The 17,661-nt window shown below is 72.4% G+C and carries 17 protein-coding genes; all 17 read right to left on the reverse strand.

Annotated elements, in window-relative coordinates:
- Window positions 1-68 precede the first annotated feature (68 nt).
- Window positions 69-998 (reverse strand): prolipoprotein diacylglyceryl transferase, encoded by a 930-nt coding sequence (gene lgt / locus AOM09_RS12045; protein ID WP_062388804.1) that lies wholly within the window; start codon window positions 996-998, stop codon window positions 69-71.
- Window positions 995-1,783: a tryptophan synthase subunit alpha gene (trpA, locus tag AOM09_RS12050; RefSeq protein WP_062388807.1), complete on the reverse strand. Its 789-nt coding sequence runs from the start codon at window positions 1,781-1,783 to the stop codon at window positions 995-997. Before trpA ends, lgt begins: the two co-directional genes overlap by 4 nt.
- On the reverse strand, window positions 1,780-2,994 hold the full coding sequence (gene trpB / locus AOM09_RS12055; RefSeq protein ID WP_062388810.1) for a tryptophan synthase subunit beta: 1,215 nt from the start codon (window positions 2,992-2,994) through the stop codon (window positions 1,780-1,782). Before trpB ends, trpA begins: the two co-directional genes overlap by 4 nt.
- Window positions 2,991-3,815: an indole-3-glycerol phosphate synthase TrpC gene (gene trpC / locus AOM09_RS12060; protein ID WP_062388813.1), complete on the reverse strand. Its 825-nt coding sequence runs from the start codon at window positions 3,813-3,815 to the stop codon at window positions 2,991-2,993. Before trpC ends, trpB begins: the two co-directional genes overlap by 4 nt.
- A gap of 62 nt (window positions 3,816-3,877) precedes the next feature.
- Window positions 3,878-4,114 (reverse strand): HGxxPAAW family protein, encoded by a 237-nt coding sequence (locus tag AOM09_RS12065; RefSeq protein WP_062388815.1) that lies wholly within the window; start codon window positions 4,112-4,114, stop codon window positions 3,878-3,880.
- Between the two features lie 35 nt (window positions 4,115-4,149).
- On the reverse strand, window positions 4,150-5,700 hold the full coding sequence (locus AOM09_RS12070) for an anthranilate synthase component I (protein ID WP_062388818.1): 1,551 nt from the start codon (window positions 5,698-5,700) through the stop codon (window positions 4,150-4,152).
- Window positions 5,697-6,056 (reverse strand): phosphoribosyl-AMP cyclohydrolase, encoded by a 360-nt coding sequence (gene hisI / locus AOM09_RS12075; RefSeq protein WP_062388820.1) that lies wholly within the window; start codon window positions 6,054-6,056, stop codon window positions 5,697-5,699. The genes AOM09_RS12070 and hisI overlap by 4 nt, the downstream gene beginning before the upstream one ends.
- Before the next feature lie 112 nt (window positions 6,057-6,168).
- Window positions 6,169-6,576: a hypothetical protein gene (locus AOM09_RS12080; RefSeq protein ID WP_156162357.1), complete on the reverse strand. Its 408-nt coding sequence runs from the start codon at window positions 6,574-6,576 to the stop codon at window positions 6,169-6,171.
- 146 nt (window positions 6,577-6,722) lie between these two features.
- Entirely contained in the window at window positions 6,723-8,498 is a 1,776-nt protein-coding gene (locus AOM09_RS12085) for an ABC transporter ATP-binding protein (protein ID WP_062388825.1), read from the reverse strand.
- Window positions 8,495-10,363, reverse strand: a complete 1,869-nt coding sequence (locus tag AOM09_RS12090; RefSeq protein ID WP_062388827.1) for an ABC transporter ATP-binding protein — start codon at window positions 10,361-10,363, stop codon at window positions 8,495-8,497. Before AOM09_RS12090 ends, AOM09_RS12085 begins: the two co-directional genes overlap by 4 nt.
- Window positions 10,360-11,130, reverse strand: a complete 771-nt coding sequence (gene hisF, locus AOM09_RS12095; RefSeq protein ID WP_062388830.1) for an imidazole glycerol phosphate synthase subunit HisF — start codon at window positions 11,128-11,130, stop codon at window positions 10,360-10,362. Before hisF ends, AOM09_RS12090 begins: the two co-directional genes overlap by 4 nt.
- A complete protein-coding gene (locus AOM09_RS12100) occupies window positions 11,130-12,053 on the reverse strand; it encodes an FKBP-type peptidyl-prolyl cis-trans isomerase (protein WP_062388833.1) in 924 nt (307 codons plus the stop codon). The genes hisF and AOM09_RS12100 overlap by 1 nt, the downstream gene beginning before the upstream one ends.
- A 42-nt stretch (window positions 12,054-12,095) precedes the next feature.
- The gene (gene pafA / locus AOM09_RS12105) at window positions 12,096-13,505 is read right to left on the reverse strand and encodes a Pup--protein ligase (protein WP_062388836.1); all 1,410 of its coding nucleotides are present in this window, start codon (window positions 13,503-13,505) and stop codon (window positions 12,096-12,098) included.
- An 18-nt stretch (window positions 13,506-13,523) separates the two neighbouring features.
- Window positions 13,524-13,706 (reverse strand): ubiquitin-like protein Pup, encoded by a 183-nt coding sequence (locus AOM09_RS12110; RefSeq protein ID WP_062388839.1) that lies wholly within the window; start codon window positions 13,704-13,706, stop codon window positions 13,524-13,526.
- A gap of 10 nt (window positions 13,707-13,716) precedes the next feature.
- Window positions 13,717-15,231 (reverse strand): depupylase/deamidase Dop, encoded by a 1,515-nt coding sequence (dop, locus tag AOM09_RS12115; RefSeq protein ID WP_062388841.1) that lies wholly within the window; start codon window positions 15,229-15,231, stop codon window positions 13,717-13,719.
- Window positions 15,231-16,640 carry a proteasome ATPase gene (gene arc / locus AOM09_RS12120; RefSeq protein WP_062388844.1) on the reverse strand — a complete coding sequence of 470 codons (1,410 nt, stop codon included), beginning with the start codon at window positions 16,638-16,640 and terminating at the stop codon, window positions 15,231-15,233. The genes dop and arc overlap by 1 nt, the downstream gene beginning before the upstream one ends.
- Window positions 16,640-17,647, reverse strand: coding sequence for a tRNA (adenine-N1)-methyltransferase (locus AOM09_RS12125; protein WP_062388847.1), 1,008 nt, complete (start codon window positions 17,645-17,647; stop codon window positions 16,640-16,642). The genes arc and AOM09_RS12125 overlap by 1 nt, the downstream gene beginning before the upstream one ends.
- Between the last annotated feature and the right edge of the window lie 14 nt (window positions 17,648-17,661).

Below are 17,661 nucleotides of genomic sequence, written 5' to 3' on the forward strand. Positions count from 1 at the left end.
GCCTTCGACCCGGTGTTGACACGGGCGTTCAGCCTACCGCGAACGACCACGGACGGGGAAACCCCCCGTCAGGCCCCGGTGGGGCCGTCGCCGTGGGTGTCGGCGACATCGGACGATGCGTCATCGTCCTGCGCGAGCGCGTCCTCGGGGTGAGAGGCGCGTGCCGCGAGACGCGACCGATCCGGTCGCTCGCCAGCCCTGCGCTGACGCCATCCTAGGGCCACGAACGCGGCCGTCGAGCCCGCGAGGGCGATGATCGACACCCACTCGTTGATGCGCAGGCCCGCGATGTGCACCGCATCGTCGATGCGGACGTGCTCGATCCAGAGGCGCCCGGACACGTACACCATGACGTACAGCCAGAACACGCGGCCGCCGTAGAGCTTGAGGCGGCGGTCGAGGTAGATGATGAGCGCGGCCCCCGCGAGGTTCCACAGCAGCTCGTACAGGAACGTGGGGTGGAACGTCGCGAACTGCTCGTAGCCGTCCGGACGGAAGGCGGGGTCGATCTCGAGGGCCCACGGCAGCGTGGTGGGCGCGCCGAAGAGCTCCTGGTTGAAGTAGTTGCCCATGCGGCCGATCGCCTGCGCGATGAGCACGCCGGGCGCCGCCGCGTCGGCGAACGCCGTGAAGCTCGCACCGGCGCGGCGCGCGCCGATGTACGCGCCGAGCGCCCCGAGCGCGACGGCACCCCAGATGCCGAGTCCGCCCTCCCAGATCTTGAGCGCGTCCCAGGGGTTGCCGTCGGGCCCCCAGTAGGGGGCGGGCGTGGTGATGACGTGGTAGAGCCGACCGCCGAGGATCCCGAACGGGATGGCCCAGAAGGCGATGTCGCCGACCACCTCGGCGTCCCCGCCGCGCTCGACCCAGCGGCGCGTGGTGAGCCACAGCGCCACGAAGATCCCCAGAAGGATCCACAGCGCGTAGGCATGGATGGTGAGCGGGCCGATGCTGAACGAGCTCCACTCGATGGGCGGGCTGGGGAACGACGTGGTCATCGCGCTGCGCGCACCCCCTCGGCCAGCTCCGTCACCTTGGCGCGCAGGCGCTCGAGGTCGCCCTCGTCGCCGAGGGCGCGCACGAAGGCCGTGCCGACGATGACGCCGTCGGCGAAGCCCGCGATCTCGGACGCCTGCTCGCCCGTGGAGACGCCCACGCCGATGCACACGCGCTCCGCGCCCGCGGCGCGGGCCTCGCTCACCACACGCTGGGCCGCGTCGCCGAGCGCCGCGCGCTCGCCGGTCACGCCCATGAGCGGCGTCGCGTAGACGAAGCCGGTGGAGGCGTCGCACGTGAGCTGCATGCGCTCGCGCGTGGTCGACGGCGCGACCAGGAAGATCGTGTCGACCTCGGCGGCGCGCGCGGCCTCCACCCACGCGGGCGCGGCGTCGGGCGTGAGATCGGGGGTGATGACACCCGCTCCCCCGGCGGCCTTGAGGTCCGCGGCGAAGCGGTCCCAGCCGCGCTGGAGCATGAGGTTGGCGTAGCTCATCACGACGGGCACCGCGCCTGCCTCCGCCACGGCGGCGACGGCGGCGAACGCATCGTCCACCGTCACTCCTCGCTCGAGCGCGACCGCGGCGGCGTGCTGGATGACGGGGCCGTCGAGCACGGGGTCCGAGTAGGGCGGGCCCACCTCGACGATGTCGCAGCCGGCCTCGACCAGCACGCGCATCGCGGCGATCGACGTCTCGACGTCGGGGTAGCCGACGGGCAGGTAGCCGACGAGCGGCACGCGTCCCTCGGCCCGGCAGTCGTCGAACCGCTCGGTCAGCGCGCTCACGCGTCCCCCTCGCCCTCGGGCAGCATGTCGAACCAGCGCGCAGCCTGCTCGACGTCCTTGTCCCCGCGGCCCGACAGCGTCACCAGCAGCGTCGCGCCGGGGCCGAGCTCGCGGCCCAGGCGGATCGCGCCGGCGAGCGCGTGCGCGGACTCGATCGCGGGCAGGATGCCCTCGGTGCGGGTGAGCAGGCGGAACGCCTCCATCGCGTCGGCGTCGGTGACGGGCCAGTACTCAGCGCGGCCGATGCTCGACAACCACGTGTGCTCGGGGCCGACGCCCGGGTAGTCCAGCCCCGCGGAGATGGAGTGCGACGGCTGCGTCTGGCCGTCCGCGTCCTGCAGGATGTACGACATCGATCCGTGGAGGATGCCGGGGCGGCCGCCCGTGAGCGTCGCCGCGTGGCGGCCGGTCTCGACGCCGTCGCCCGCGGCCTCGCAGCCGATGAGGCGCACGTCCGCATCGTCCAGGAAGGCGTCGAAGGAGCCGATGGCGTTGGACCCGCCGCCCACGCACGCGAGGACCGCGTCGGGGAGGCCGCCCAGCTCGAGCATCTGCGCGCGCGACTCGACCGAGATGACGCGCTGGAAGTCGCGCACCATCGCGGGGAACGGGTGCGGGCCGGCCGCGGTGCCGAACACGTAGTTGGTGGTCTCGACGTGGGTGACCCAGTCGCGGAACGCCTCGTTGATCGCGTCGCGGAGCGTGCGGGTGCCCGTCGCCACGGGGATGACCTCGGCGCCCAGCAGGCGCATGCGGGCGACGTTGAGCGACTGCCGCTCGGTGTCCTCCTCGCCCATGTAGATCACGCACTCGAGGTCCATGAGGGCCGCGGCGGTCGCGGTGGCGACGCCGTGCTGGCCGGCGCCCGTCTCCGCGATCACGCGCGTCTTGCCCAGGCGCTTGGTGAGCAGCGCCTGACCCAGCACGTTGTTGATCTTGTGCGAGCCGGTGTGGTTGAGGTCCTCGCGCTTGAGGAGCACCCGGGCGCCGCCGCAGTGGGCGGCGAAGCGCGGCACCTCGGTGACGATCGACGGCCGTCCCGTGTAGTCGCGCGCGAGCCGCTCGAGCTCGCCGGTGAAGGCCGGATCGATGCGGGCCTTGTCGTACGCGTCCGTGAGCTCGTCGAGCGCGGCCATGAGCGCTTCGGGGACGAACCTCCCGCCGAACTCGCCGAAGAACGGCCCCGGGGCCTCCTGCAGCGATCCCGTCACGGGCGCACCGACCGCAGCGCGGGGTGGGCACCGGCGGCGACCATCTCGGCGACGGTGGCGCGCGGGTCGCGGTCCTTGACCAGCGCCTCGCCCACGAGGACGGCGTCGGCGCCGAGCCGCGCGTACTCGACCACGTCGTGGCTGTCGCGGATGCCCGACTCGGCGATGCGCAGCACGCCGTCGGGGATGTGCGGGGCGACGCGTGCGAAGGTGGTGCGATCCACCTCGAGCGTGCGGAGGTTGCGGGCGTTGACGCCGATGACGGTCGCGCCGGCATCGGCCGCGCGCTTGACCTCCTCCTCGTCATGCACCTCGACCAGGGCGAGCATGCCGAGCGAGTGGACGCGCTCGATGAGGCTCTCGAGCGCCAGCTGGTCGAGCGCCGCGACGATCAGCAGGACCACGTCCGCGCCGTGGGCGCGCGCCTCCCACACCTGGTAGGGCGTGACGATGAAGTCCTTGCGCAGGATCGGGGTGTCGACCTTGGCGCGCACGGCGTCGAGGTCCTGGAGCGAGCCGTTGAAGCGGCGCTGCTCCGTGAGGACCGAGATGACGGAGGCGCCGCCGGCGGCGTACTCGGTCGCGAGCAGCGCGGGGTCGGTGATGTCCGCGAGGTCGCCCTTCGACGGGCTCGACCGCTTCACCTCCGCGATGATGCCGACCTCCTCCTGCGCGAGGATCGCGCGGGCGTCGATGGCGCTCGGGAGGCGCGCGGCGCGCTCCTTGAGCGCGTCCATCGACGTCAGCTCCTTGCGTACCTCGAGGTCCTCGAGGACCCCCGAGACGATGCTGTCCAGAACGCTCGCGCTGCTCCCACCCATGGCGCCAACTCTACCGCCGCAAAGATGCGCCCAAGGACGCACCAAATTGCGGCACAGAGTGACTAGGACAGCGGCTGGCCGTGGCCGAGCGCGCGCAGCGCGGCACCCGCGGCGAGCGACACCACCGCGACGCCGATGCCGGCGAAGGTGAGCGGGTGGATCGGGATCGCGATCCCGATCGAGGCGAGCAGCGCGGCGATGACGAGACCCACGTTGGTGACCCACGCGGCCGTGGTGCGGCCGTGGTTGTGGGGGGCGATCTCGGGAAGGTCCTGCGGCTCGAGGTGCACGCTCGACATCGTTGCTCTCCTTGGGGACGGAACGGAATTGCGCGTCAGTCTAGCGAAGCCGGGGCATCGGCCAGGCGCGACGCCGTGGCGATCGCGCGGATGAGCGCGGCGGCCTTGTGGCGGGTCTCGGCGGCCTCCGTGGCGGGCACCGAGTCGGCAACGATGCCGGCGCCCGCCTGCACGTGGGCGGTGCCGTCCTCGATGAGCGCGGTGCGGATCGCGATCGCGGTGTCCATGTTCCCCGCGAAGTCGAAGTAGCCCACCGCGCCGCCGTAGAACGCGCGACGCGTCGGCTCGATCTCGTCGATGAGCGCGATCGCGCGCGGCTTGGGCGCGCCCGAGAGCGTGCCCGCCGGGAACACCGCGGTGAACGCGTCGAGCGCGCCGTGCGGCGCCTCGAGCTCGCCCACCACGGTCGAGCAGATGTGCATGATGTGGCTGTAGCGGTTGACCGTCATGAACTCGACCACCTCGACCGAGGTGGGCTCGCACACCTTCACCAGGTCGTTGCGCGCGAGGTCGACCAGCATGACATGCTCGGCGATCTCCTTCGGGTCGGCCAGCAGCTCCTCCTGGAGCGCCTTGTCCTCCGCGGGCGTCGCGCCACGCGGACGCGAGCCCGCGATCGGGAACGTCGAGACGCGGCCGTCCTTGACCGTGCACAGCGACTCGGGGCTCGCGCCGACCACCGCGAACTCGCGACCCTGATCGTCCTCGAGCTGGAAGTAGTACATGTACGGGCTGGGGTTGAGCGTACGGAGCACGCGGTAGACCTCGAGCGGGCTCGCCTCGCACGGCACGTCGAAGCGCTGCGAGGGAACCATCTGGAACACCTCGCCGTCGCGGATCGCCTCCTTGGCGAACTCGACCGCCTTCTCGTACTCCCCCGGCGCGCTGCGCTGCGCGATCTCCGGCTCGTCGCCGTCGACGAGGACGGACACGGGGCCGGTCTCGGCGAGCGCGAGCGCGCGCTGCATCCGGTCGAGCCGGGTCACGGCGTCGGCGTAGGCGTTCTCGATGCCGGTCTCCTGCGCATCGGCGTTCACCGCGTTGGCGATGAGCCACACCGAGCCGTCGCGATGGTCGATCGCGGCGATGTCCGTCGCGAGGAGCAGCAGCACGTCGGGCACGTCGAGCTCGCGCGGCGCCTTCATGGGCAGCGTGGGCTCCCACTGACGGATGATGTCCCACCCGAGCACGCCGACCATGCCGCCGGTGAGCGGCGGCAGGCCCTCGATCGCCTCCGAGCGCAGCTCGGCGAGCACCTGCGCGATCGCCGGCAGTGGCGCGCCGTCCGCGAGGCCCACGGGCACGTCCCCGCTCCACCGCGCATCGTCCCCGTCCACCGTGAGCATCGCGCGGCTGCGCACGCCCACGAAGGACCAGCGCGCGCGCGAGCCGTCGGGCTCGGCCGACTCGAGGATGAAGGTGCCGGGACGCTCCTGCGCGAGCGCGCGGTAGACGGCGACGGGCGTGAGCGAGTCCGCGAGCAGGCGGCGGACCACGGGCACCACGCGGTGCGAGGCGCCGATCTCGACGAATCCCTCGAGCGACGGCCACGTCTGGCCCCACTCGAGCACGGGCGCGCCGCTCACGGCTCCAGCCCGTTCACGGCGCCCAGGTCGCCCCCGGCCTCGAAGCACGTGCGGGTGCCCGTGTGGCAGGCCGGGCCCTGCTGGTCGACCTCGAGCAGCAGCGCGTCGCCGTCGCAGTCGAGGCTCGCGCGCACCACGCGCTGGACATTGCCCGAGGTGTCGCCCTTGCGCCACAGCTCGTTCCTGGACCGGCTCCAGTACACGGCCCGGCCCGTGGTGAGGGTCTCGTGCAGCGCGTCGTCGTTCATCCACGCGACCATGAGCACCTCGCGGGTGTCGTGCTGCTGCACCACGGCGCAGACGAGTCCGGCGGGGTCGCGCTTGAGGCGTGCAGCGAGGTCGGCGTCGAGAGGCATGCGGCTTATCCTTCCACGCCCTCCCCTCCGACAGCGCCAACGGAGTTCGCGGCGACACGCCGGGGAGAAGGGACGATGCGAGGGTTGCGGGCGGCGTGTCGGAGGGGCGGGTTCAGTCCTCGTCGTAGGTTGTGACCACGCCGTGGCGCTCCATCACGAACCGCCAGGGCTCCGACAGCAGCATGTGCACGCCCACGGGCACATCGGAGCCGAACAGGCGCGCGAGCCCCTGGCACGCCGCGACGTCCGCGGCCGCGGAGCACACCGCCGGCAGGCCCTCGAGCCCGTGCTGGAGGCAGACCTCCTGCACGGTGTCGTAGGCGGCCTTCCACGAGGCGTGCCAGTCGCTCACCAGGAAGTCGGTGTCGGCGAGGAGGTCGAACACCTCGGTCAGGCCCATCTTGCGGGCCTTCGACAGCGCGATGACCTCACGGATGGTGAGGGACGGGAGGCGCTCCATGTGCTCGTCGAACGCTCCCACGCGGAGCCCGCGCACGCTCGCCGCCAACGACTCTGTCACTGCCAGTCCTTCCCTCAGCCGGGCACCCCCAGACGCCCTGAGCCATATCCAACCACCGGCGCCCTCGGAAGGCACGCATCGGCACCCCGATTGTCAGCCCGGCGTGAGCAACATCACGAGCCCTCACCAGGCATGACGGCGTGAGGTCAGTCCCGCGTCTGCGCGACCCACGCGGCGTGCAGACCCGCGTAGATGCCGCCCGCGCCGACCAGCTCGTCGTGGTGGCCCAGCTCGACCAGCTCGCCCTGCTCCATCACGCCCACCACGTCGGCACGCTCGGCGGTCGACAGACGATGCGCGATCACCACCGCGGTGCGGCCCTGCATGAGCGACTCGAGCGCGCGCGAGATGCGCACCTCGGTGGCCGGGTCCACGGCCGAGGTGGCCTCGTCCAGGATGAGCAGGTCGGGGTCGCACAGGTAGGCGCGCGCGATCGAGACGAGCTGCCGTTCGCCGGCCGAGAGCAGCTCGCCACGCGGCCCGACGTGGGTGTCGAGCCCGTGCGGCAGCGTCTTCACCCAGCCCTCGAGGCCCAGCGACTCGAAGGCCGCATGCGAGCGACGCGACACGTCCTCGGGCGAGGCGTCCGGGAGCGCGTAGGCGAGGTTGGTCAGCACCGAGCCGTCGAACAGGAAGCCCTCCTGCGGCACCACGGCGATCGAGTGCCGCAGGGACGCCATCGGCACCTCGCGGAGGTCGACGCCGCCCACGCGGACGACGCCCTCGGTCGGGTCGAAGAAGCGCGACATGAGCCGCGCGAGCGACGTCTTGCCCGATCCCGTGGTGCCGACGAGGGCGAGGCGCCTGCCCGCCGGGAGGTGGAGGTCGACGCCCTTGAGCACCTCGGGACCGCCGGGGTACGTGAGCCGGATGCCCTCCATCGCGAGGTCGCCGCGCCCGTGCGGGATGGGAGTGCCGTCCTCGCCGGGGTCGCCGACCGTGACGTCCTCGTCGACCAGCTCGACCACGCGCCGCCATCCGACGATCGCGCGCTGCATCTCCGCGAGCATCTCGATGATCCACATGAGAGGGCCGGAGAACATGTAGACGAGGAACGCGAACGCGACCACCGTGCCGACGGAGATGTCGCCGCGGAGGGCGAGGTGCGTGCCGCCGATGAGCGCGATGCCCGTCGCGAGGGACTGGCCCAGCACCGTCGAGGAGAAGTTGAGCGACGCGAGGGCGGAGGCCCGCTTCTCGGCCGCGAGGATGTCGTCGATCTCCTCGCCCAGCTGGTCGCGCATGCGCTGCTGCACGCCGTAGGCACGGATGGTCGAGATCCCCACGAGCTGCTCGGAGGTCTTGCCGAGCAGGTCCGCCATGCGGGAGCGCACGGTCTGGAACGCGGCACGGACGCGCGGCTGGATCCACAGCAGCGACATCACCATCGGGATGAACGCCAGCAGCACCAGCAGGGACAGCTGCCACGAGTACGCGAGCATCACCAGGAAGATCACGCCGGACTCCATCGCGGAGATGATCATCGCCGCGCCGGTCCACTGCATGAGATCGCGCATCGTCTCGACGTCGCCCGTGACGCGCGACACGTAGCGGCCGCGCTGCTCCTCGTTCTGCGTGAGCACGGAGAGCTCGTGCACCTTGCCGAAGGCGCGGATGCGGAGCGTGGCCAGCCCGGCCTCGGCGGCGGTGACCATGCGCATGCGCACGCGCCACGCCAGCAGCGCGGAGATCAGCAGGATCACCGCGCCCGCGCCCGCATATCGCAGCACCACGCCCGTGTCCACGCCACCGGGCGCGAGGAGGCCCAGGTCCGTGACGCGCTGCGTGAGGAACGGGGACACGGCGCGGCCCGTCGCCGCGAAGGCGGCCAGGGTGAGCGTGACGCCGAGCCCCTTGCGCAGCTCCGGGCTCAGCTCCATCCCGCGCCGGAACAGGTGGCGCATCGTCATCTCGTCGGTCATCCCACGTACCCCGCCTGCTCGGCGGCCTGGCGCCGCGAGTCCTCCTCGTACGCGAGCACCAGCTCGCGATAGCCGGCATCGCGGCCGATGAGCTCGGCGTGCGTGCCGGAGTCGACCACACGACCGCGGTCGACGTGGACGATGTGGTCGGCCAGCATGATCGACGCCAGCCGGTACGCGATGACCAGGACGGTCGGTCCGTCCTCGCCCGCGAGCCCCGTGAGGATCTCGCGCTCCACGCGCGGGTCCACCGCGCTGGTCGCGTCGTCGAGCACCAGCACGCGCGGCTGGCGCACGAGCGCGCGCGCGAGCGCGATCCGCTGACGCTGACCGCCCGACAGGTTCATGCCGCGCTCGGCCAGCACCGCGTCCAGGCCGTCGCGGTCATCCCGCGCGAGCCTCTCGACCACGTCGACCACGTTGGCGCGGCGCAGGGCCTCCCACACCGCATCGTCCGTGTGGTCCTCCCCCAGCGTGATGTTGTCGCGGACCGTGCCGGCGAACACGAAGGCCGTCTGCGGGACGAGGGCGACGTGCGAGCCGAGGCGCGCGATCTGCTCGAGGTCGGTCGCGTCGAGCGTGACGGCGCCCTCGGAGGGACGCGCGAGGCGCGCGGCGGCCAGCGCCACGGTGGACTTGCCCGACCCGGTGGACCCGACCAGCGCGGTCACGGTGCCGGGCGCGAGCTCGAGCGAGACGTCGCGCAGGATGACCGCGAGCTCGCCGTCGCCGTCGTCCGCGGCGATCGACGCTCCCTCGAAGCGCACCGCGCCCGCGCCCTCGCGCGGGAGCTCGACGTGGCCGGGCTCGTCGACCTCGGTCGCGGCCTTCGCGATGCCGCCGATGCGGCCGAAGGCGACGAGCGCCTGCGGCATCTGCCCGAGCACCCACCCGAGGCCGCGGATCGGCACCGCCATGAGCGTGACCAGGTAGATCGACGACACGACGTCGCCGACCGAGACCGCACCCGCGGCGGCGCGGAACGAGCCCACGACCATGAGCGACACCGCGCCGAGCGGGACGATGACGTCCATCATCGGCTCGAACCACGCGGAGGTGTGCCCCACGCGGGTGTCGGCGTCGCGCAGGTCGTTGGCGACCTTGCCGAAGCGCCGCGTCTCGCGCTCCTCGGCCCCGAGCGCCTTCACCACGGTGCCGCCCTCGAAGCTCTCATGCGCGATGGTCGACACGTCGGCGCGCAGGCTCTGGCCCAGGTCCCAGCGCGGCGTGATGACCTTCTCGTACACCACGTTGATCGCGAAGATGAGGGGCACCACGGCGAGGCCGGTCACGGCGAGCCACGGGTCCATGCGCCACATGCTGATGCCGGCGGCGATCATCATGACGAACGATCCCACGGTGAACGCGAACGGGTGCAGGGGCGAGGTCGCGGTCTCCGAGTCGGAGGACATCGCGGACAGCATGCGGCCCGAGGGGTTGGCGCGGTGCCACCCGAGCGGCAGCGAGGCCAGCGCGTCCGCGACGACGCGGCGGTGCTTGGCACCCACCCCGGCGACGCCGAAGCCCTGCACCATCCTGCGCAACCCGACCAGGATGGCGTTCGCGATGCCGATGACCAGGAAGACGGCTCCCGCGATCCAGATCGCGGTCGACGGGTCCTGCGTGCGCTCGCCCCAGAACCCCTGGATGGGCTCGCCCGCGACGCCGGGGATCACGACCTCGTCGGTGATGTCGCCCAGGAGGGTGCCGAACGTGACGGTGAGCAGGCTGAACGCCGCCGCGGCGGCGACGGCGACGGCGAACTGCCACGGCTGCTCGCGCACCGCGTGGACCAGCAGCTGGACAGCCTTCTTCGAGAAGCGGCCGGAGACCTCGTACCGGCGCGCCTGATCGCGCGATGTCATCGGACCTCGATCCCTGCCTTCCGCATCGCGTCCTTGACCTCCTGGATCGTCAGCGCCCCGAAGTGGAACACCGATGCCGCGAGGACCGCGTCTGCCCCCGCCCGCGCCGCCTGCACGAAGTGCTCGACGGTCCCGGCGCCGCCCGAGGCGATGAGCGGCACGTCGACCACCTCGCGCACGCGCGCGAGCATCTCGAGGTCGAAGCCGTCGGTGGTGCCGTCGGCGTCCATCGAGTTGAGCAGGATCTCCCCGGCGCCCAGCGCGGCGCCGCGGCGCGCCCACTCGACGGCGTCGATCCCGGTGCCCTGCTTACCGCCATGCGTGGTGACCTCGTAGCCGGATGCGGTCTCGACGCCGTCGCGCACGCGACGCGCGTCGACCGACAGGACGAGCACCTGGTTGCCGAACCGCCGCGCGATGTCCGAGATGAGCTCGGGACGCGTGATGGCCGCGGTGTTGACGCCCACCTTGTCCGCGCCGGCGCGCAGCAGGCGGTCCACGTCCTCGGGCGAGCGCACCCCGCCGCCCACGGTGAGCGGCACGAACACCTGCTCCGCGGTGCGCCGCACCACGTCGTAGGTGGTCTCACGGTTGCCGGACGATGCGGTGACGTCGAGGAACGTGAGCTCGTCGGCTCCGGCGGCGCCGTAGGTCGCGGCCAGCTCCACGGGGTCGCCGGCGTCGCGCAGGTTCTCGAAGTTGACGCCCTTGACCACGCGGCCGGCGTCGACGTCGAGGCACGGGATGAGTCGGATCGCGACGCCCATCAGGCGCTCCCCTCCGGGTTCCAGACGTCGAGGATGTCCACGACGAAGACGAGCGTGCCCTTGGTCGCGTAGCCGTAGCTCGCGGGCACGACGAGCAGGACCTGCGAGCCGGCGGTCTGGTCGAGCAGGCCCTCGTCGAGGCCCCGGATGACCTGGCCCGAGCCGATCTGCAGCTCGAAGGGCGCGGCCTCCACGGGCCACGACGAGTCGAGCACGTCGCCCTTCTTCCAGCTGCCGTCCTCGTCGTTGCCCTTGGCCCAGTACCAGGCCGTGTAGTTGACGGTGAGGTACGAGCCGTCCTTCACCTGGGCCCCCGAGCCCTTGATCAGGGTCGCCACCTGCAGGTCGGCGGGCGCCGCGCCCTTGGGGATCTCGACGGAGGGCTCGCCCGTCTGCTTGTCGAGCGTGACCTCGGGCAGCGCGGGGTTGGGAGCGACCTCGTCCCCCACCGCGTGGTCGGGCAGCACGTCGACCACCATGGCGATGGGCGGCTCCGACTCGGACTCGAAGGACGGCGGCGCGACCACGAGCAGGCGCGCGCCCACGCGCACGTCGAGGAGCCGCTCGTACAGCTCCTCGCCCACCACCTCAGGGGCGAGGAGGAACGATCGCGGCAGACCGTCGTAGGTGTTGATGAGCGTCGTGCCGTCGTCCAGCGACGCGCCGTAGATGTCGAGCAGCAGCGGCTGACCGTCCGCGAGGTACTCGCCGTCGCCGTCCCAGACCAGCTCGGACTGCTCGGCGGTGTAGTCGAGCCCCGGCGTGAACTCGAGCGAGGGCGCGAGCGTGTCGGAGCCGCCGATGACGATGTCGGAGATGTCGCCGGCCGTCGAGGCGCTGGGCTCGGCGGACGACGTGGACGCGCTGCAGGCGCCCAGGGCCAGGGGCACCAGGGCGAACGTGAGCACGGCGAGACGACGCATGAGGGGGTGATTCCTTTCGGGACCTGACGAGTCTACGACCGGTCAGGCGGTCGCGAGCGCGTCCAGGAGCGCGTCGACGCGCGCGTCCTCGGAGCGGAAGGGGTCCTTGAGCAGCACGGTGGTGCCGGACGATCCTGCGATCTTGAGGTGCACCCAGTCGACCGTGAAGTCGCGGCCCGACTCGAGCGCGCGCGTGACGAACTCGCCGCGCAGCCGCGCGCGCGTGGTCTCGGGCGCGCGGGACATCGCGGCGACGATGGCGTCCTCGGGGACGATGCGCCGCACCAGCCCCTGCGCCTGCAGCTTCGCGAACAGGCCCCGCTCGGGCGAGACGTCATGGAACGCGAGCTCGAGGCGCGCGAGCCGGGGATCGGCGAGGTCGCAGCCCAGGCGGTCGCGGTACCGGGTGATGAGGCGATGCTTGATCGCCCAGTCGAGCTCCGTCTCGACGAGCGTGAAGTCCTGCGTGCGGACGGCGTCGACGCCGCGCTGCCACAGGTCGAGGATCGCGTCGACCTCCTCGGTGCGCTCGATGACGCCGTCGAGATGCGAGCGCACGAGGTCGAGGTACGTCTGCTGCACCTCGACCGCGGTGAGGCGACGCCCGTCCTCCAGCTCGACGGTCGCCTTCCCCGTGAGGTCGTGCGCGACGTCGCGGATCGCCTGCATCTCGCGCGCGAGCGCGAGCTCGGGCAGGACCGCACGCGCCTCCATGATCCTCAGGATCAGGTCCGTCGCCCCGACCTTGAGCAGGGTGGTCGGCTCCGCCATGGTGGAGTCGCCGACGATGACGTGCATGCGCCGGTAGAGCTCGGCGTTGGCGTGAGGCTCGTCGCGCGTGTTGATCATGGGGCGCGAGCGCGTGGTCGCGGAGCTGAGCCCCTCCCACATGTGGTCCGCGCGCGGCGAGAAGCTGTAGTGCGCGCCCTGCGGCGTGCGCGTGATGCAGCCCGCGCCGGTGGCGATCTGCCGCGTCACCAGGAACGGCAGCAGCGCGGAGGCGAACGCCTTGAAGTCCGCGCGGCGGCGCACCAGGTAGTTCTCGTGGCAACCGTAGCTGTTGCCCGCCGAGTCGGTGTTGTTCTTGTAGAGGTGGATCTCACCCTCGACGCCGGCGGCGCGCAGGCGCTCCTCTCCCCCGGCGACCAGGTCCTGGACGATGCGCTCGCCGGCCTTGTCCATCGCGATGAGGTCGGTGAGGGTGTCGCACTCGGCGGTCGCGTACTCGGGGTGCGCGCCCACGTCGATGTACAGGCGCGAGCCGTTGGTGAGGAACACGTTCGAGGAACGCCCCCACTGCACCACGGAGTGGAACAGGTGGCCGGCCACCTCCTCGGGCGTGACGGCGCGCGCGGCGGCGGAGTCGAGGTGCAGGCCGAACTCGGTCTCGAGCCCGAAGATGCGGCGGGCGGGATCGACGTCGAGCGGCGGCGGGATGTCGGTCGGGATCATGGGCGCGAGGCCAGGGGCCTACTGTCCGCCCTTCTGCACGAAGGACCGCACGAACTGCTCGGCGTTGACCTGGAGGGAGCCGTCGATCTCCGCGAGGAGGTCGTCGAGCGCGTCTCCGCTCGCCTGGGACGCGGGCGCCGGGGCCTCGGGCTCCGGGGTCTCGTCCTCGTAGGGCTGTCCTTGCGCGTTGAGCTGGGCCATGTCGGCGAGTCTATCCGTCCATCAGGGCGTCGAGGAGGGGGTGCCGCGACGCGTGGGGCTCGTCGAGATGCACCACCTCGAGGTGGCCGTGATCCGTCTCCCGGTCGAGCACCACGGTCGACCAACCGGCGGCGTCGACCACGTCCGGGCGCGCGGCCACGATGCCGCCGCGCAGGCGCGCGCGCGTGTCCTGCGGCGCCGTGGCGACGGCGGTCGCGACCTCCTCGTCGGAGACGATGCGCTCGACCTGGCCCGCGGCGGCGAGCCGCGTCGCGAGCCCATCGCCCAGGCGGCTCCACTGGAGGTCCATCGCGGCGAGCCGCGCATCGTCCCACGCCAGTCCGTCGGGTGCGTCGGGAGACGCGTGGCGCGCCCGCATGCGCCCGAGGAGCTGCAGCTTGGCGACCCACTCGACCTCGCGCGCGGCACGGAAGATGTCACCGGTGAGGCGCTCGAGCACGCCCTCCCACCGGGCGATCACGGCCGCCTCCCCCGCGTCGGTGACGTAGGTGCGGCAGATCTCGAGGAGCGCACGCTGGATCTCGAGCGCGGTCGCGGCGTCGCCGTCCGCGAGCGCGAGGCGCTCGCGCAGCGCGAGGTCGCGGCTCACGGTCTGGACCGCCTCGACGGGCGCGGCGAGCTCGAGCGTGTCGAGGCGCTCGTCGTCGGCCTCGATCGCCGCGAGCACGAGCGACGTGGTGCCGATCTTGAGGTACGTCGCGACGTCGAAGAGGTTCGCGTCGCCGATGATGACGTGCAGCCGGCGGTACCGGTCGCGCGCGGCGTGCGGCTCGTCCCGCGTGTTGACGATGGGCCGCCGCAGGGTGGTCTCGAGGCCGACCTCGGCCTCCATGTAGTCGGCGCGCTGCGAGATCTGGAACCCGGGGGCCTCGCCGAACTGTCCGAGGCCCACGCGCCCCGCGCCTGCGAACACCTGGCGCGTCACCAGGTGCGGGGTGAGGCGACGGGCCAGGTCGTCGAAGCTCACGCCCCGGCTCACCAGGTAGTTCTCGTGCGTGCCGTAGCTCGCGCCCTTGCCGTCCACGTTGTTCTTGTACAGCTCGACCCGCTCGCCCTCGTCCTCCGCGTAGCGCCCCGCCGCCGCGAGCGCGATCGCGTCGCCGGCGCGGTCCCATGCCACCGCATCGTGCGCGCTGGCGACCTCCGGGCCGGAGTACTCGGGATGGGCGTGGTCGACGTAGAAGCGCGCGCCGTTGGCGAGCACGGCGTTGAGGTGCGCCGGGTCCTCCCACGAGCCGCGGCGACGGCGCAGGGTCACCTTGCCCGCCGCCTCGTCGAACTCGGCGTCATCGGTGAGCAGGTCGGGCGAGGCGCCCTGACGCGAGCGGCGGAACCCGCGCTGGTCCTGGAGCGGGTCCTCCCCGCCGTAGTCCCAGCGGGCGGTGCGCTCGCCCGCCCACGCGCGGCACGCCTGGACCAGGCGCGAGGACATGAGGATGGGGTTCGCGCGCGGCTCGTCGGGGTCGACGATGCCGTACTCGGTCTCGATCCCGACGATGCGCATCAGGCGCCCGCGAGCGTGCCCGCGGCGACGGCGCGCGCCTCGGCGATCTCCTGGTCCGCGGCGAGCACGAGGTGCTCGCGCGTGAGCCCCTTCGCGTGGCCCGCGACGACGCCCTTGATCGCGGCGGTCTTGGCACGGTCGACGACGTTGCGCACCACGGCGCCCGAGACGTGACGGTCCGCGTCGTGGTGCGCGAAGATGCGCCCCACGCCCGCGTCGATGAGCGAGCGGACGGTCGCGTCGCGGTCGCCCCCGTGGGCGGCGAGCTCGGCGTCGGCGAGCGGCAGGTCCGCGCGCAGGTACTTGCCGAAGATGTCCGCGGTCGCCGCGGGGCTCGGACGCGAGATCTCGATCTTCACGTCGAGGCGCCCGGGGCGCAGGATCGCCGGGTCGATCATGTCCTCGCGGTTGCTCGCGCCGATGACGATGACGTTGCCCAGCGCCTCGACGCCATCGAGCTCGGTGAGGAGCTGCGGGACGATCGTGGTCTCCATGTCGGAGCTCACGCCGGAGCCGCGCGCCCGGAACAGCGCATCCATCTCGTCGAAGAACACCACCACGGGCGCCCCGGAGTGCGCCTTGGCGCGGGCCCGCTCGAAGATGGTGCGGATGTAGCGCTCGGTCTCACCCACGTACTTGTTGAGCAGCTCGGGACCCTTGACCGAGAGGAAGTAGGAGCGGTCCGCGCCCACGGCCTCGGCGAGCGAGTGCGCGACGGCCTTGGCGATGAGCGTCTTGCCGCAGCCGGGAGGGCCGTAGAGGAGCAGGCCGCGCGGCGGGCGCAGGGCGTGCTCGCGGTAGAGCTCGGGGTGCGTGAGCGGCAGCTCGATCGCGTCGCGGATGCGCTCGATCTGCGGGGTGAGACCGCCGATCGACGAGTAGTCGATGTCCGGCACCTCCTCGAGGAGCAGCGCCTCGACGCCCGTGCGCTCGACCTTCTCCGAGGCGAAGCCCGTGCGCGGATCGATGATGACGGTGTCGCCCTCGTGGACGCGGCGCGCGGCGTCGCCGCCGATGAGGGTGACCACGCGCTCGTCCTCGCCGCGCGACACCACCAGGATGCGATCGGCGTCGACCACCTCGCGGACGATGGCGGCCTGGCCGGTGCGCTCGGGCTTGGCGACGTCGACCACCACGCTCATCGCGTTGAGCAGGACCTCGTCGCCGGGCGCGAGGTCGACCTCGAGCGTGGGCAGCACGGCGACGCGCAGGCGGCGCCCGCTCGCGACCACGTCGGCGTTGCGGCCGTTCCACTCGACGAAGGTCGCGAAGGTCTGCGGCGGCTGCGACGCCTCCGCGAGCTTGGTGCGCATCTCGCCCAGCTGGTCGCGGGCGAGCGTGAGGAGGCGCTGCAGCTCCGCGTTCTGCCGCTCGAGCCGGGCGATGACGTCCTGAGCCTCGGCGACCATCAGCCCTCCTCGCCGTCGCGGTGGAGGACGATGTCGGCGACGGCGGTCGCGTCGCGGCGCACCTTGCGGATCTTCTTGTCCGAGACGCCACGCTCGCCCAGGTCCTCGGGCGTCCACTGCTCCTCGGCGGGGTACGAGCCCTTGGCCGGCCGGCGGTGGCGCAGCGGGGCGTCGACACCGGGCGCCATGCGGCGCGCGGTGATGAGGAAGCCGGTGTGGCCCACCATGCGGTGGTCGGGACGCACCGCGAGGCCCTCGAGGTGCCACGTGCGGACCATGGTCTCCCACGCGCGCGGCTCGGTGTAGCCGCCGTGCTCGCGCAGATCCTCGGCGAGGCGCGACAGCTGCGTGGTGGTCGCGACGTACGCGAGGAACACGCCGCCCGGGGCCAGCGCATCGGCCGCCGCGTCGATGTTCTCCCACGGCGCGAGCATGTCGAGCACGATGCGGTCGACGGTGCCGGGCTCGAACGCGTCGCCCACCCGGTCGGCGAAGTCGCCGATCTCCAGCGTCCACGCCGGGTGCGGCCCGCCGAAGTGCGACTCGACGTTGGCGCGGGCGATGTCCGCGAAATCCTCCCGGCGCTCGATGCTGACGAGGCGGCCGGAGTCGCCGACCGCGCGCAGCAGCGACATGGTGAGCGCGCCCGAGCCGACGCCGGCCTCGACCACGCGCGCGCCGGGGAAGATGTCCGCCATCTGGATGATCTGGCCGGCGTCCTTGGGGTAGACCACGGCCGCGCCGCGCGGCATCGACAGCACGAAGTCGCTCAACAGCGGGCGGAGCACCAGGTACTCGATGCCGGCGGTGTTGCGGACCACGCAGCCCTCGGGCTGGCCGATGACGTCGTCGTGGTGGAAGAGGCCGCGATGCGTGTGGAACTGCTTGCCGGCGCCGAGCACGATGGTGTGGTGGCGGCCCTTGGGGTCGGTCAGCTGGACACGGTCGCCCGCGCGGAGCGGGCCACGCCGCTCGGACGCGCCGACGGGCTCGGGGGTCTGGGTCATGCGGTCAGTCTAGG

The organism is Demequina iriomotensis (assembly GCF_000971395.1).
Classification (GTDB): domain Bacteria; phylum Actinomycetota; class Actinomycetes; order Actinomycetales; family Demequinaceae; genus Demequina; species Demequina iriomotensis.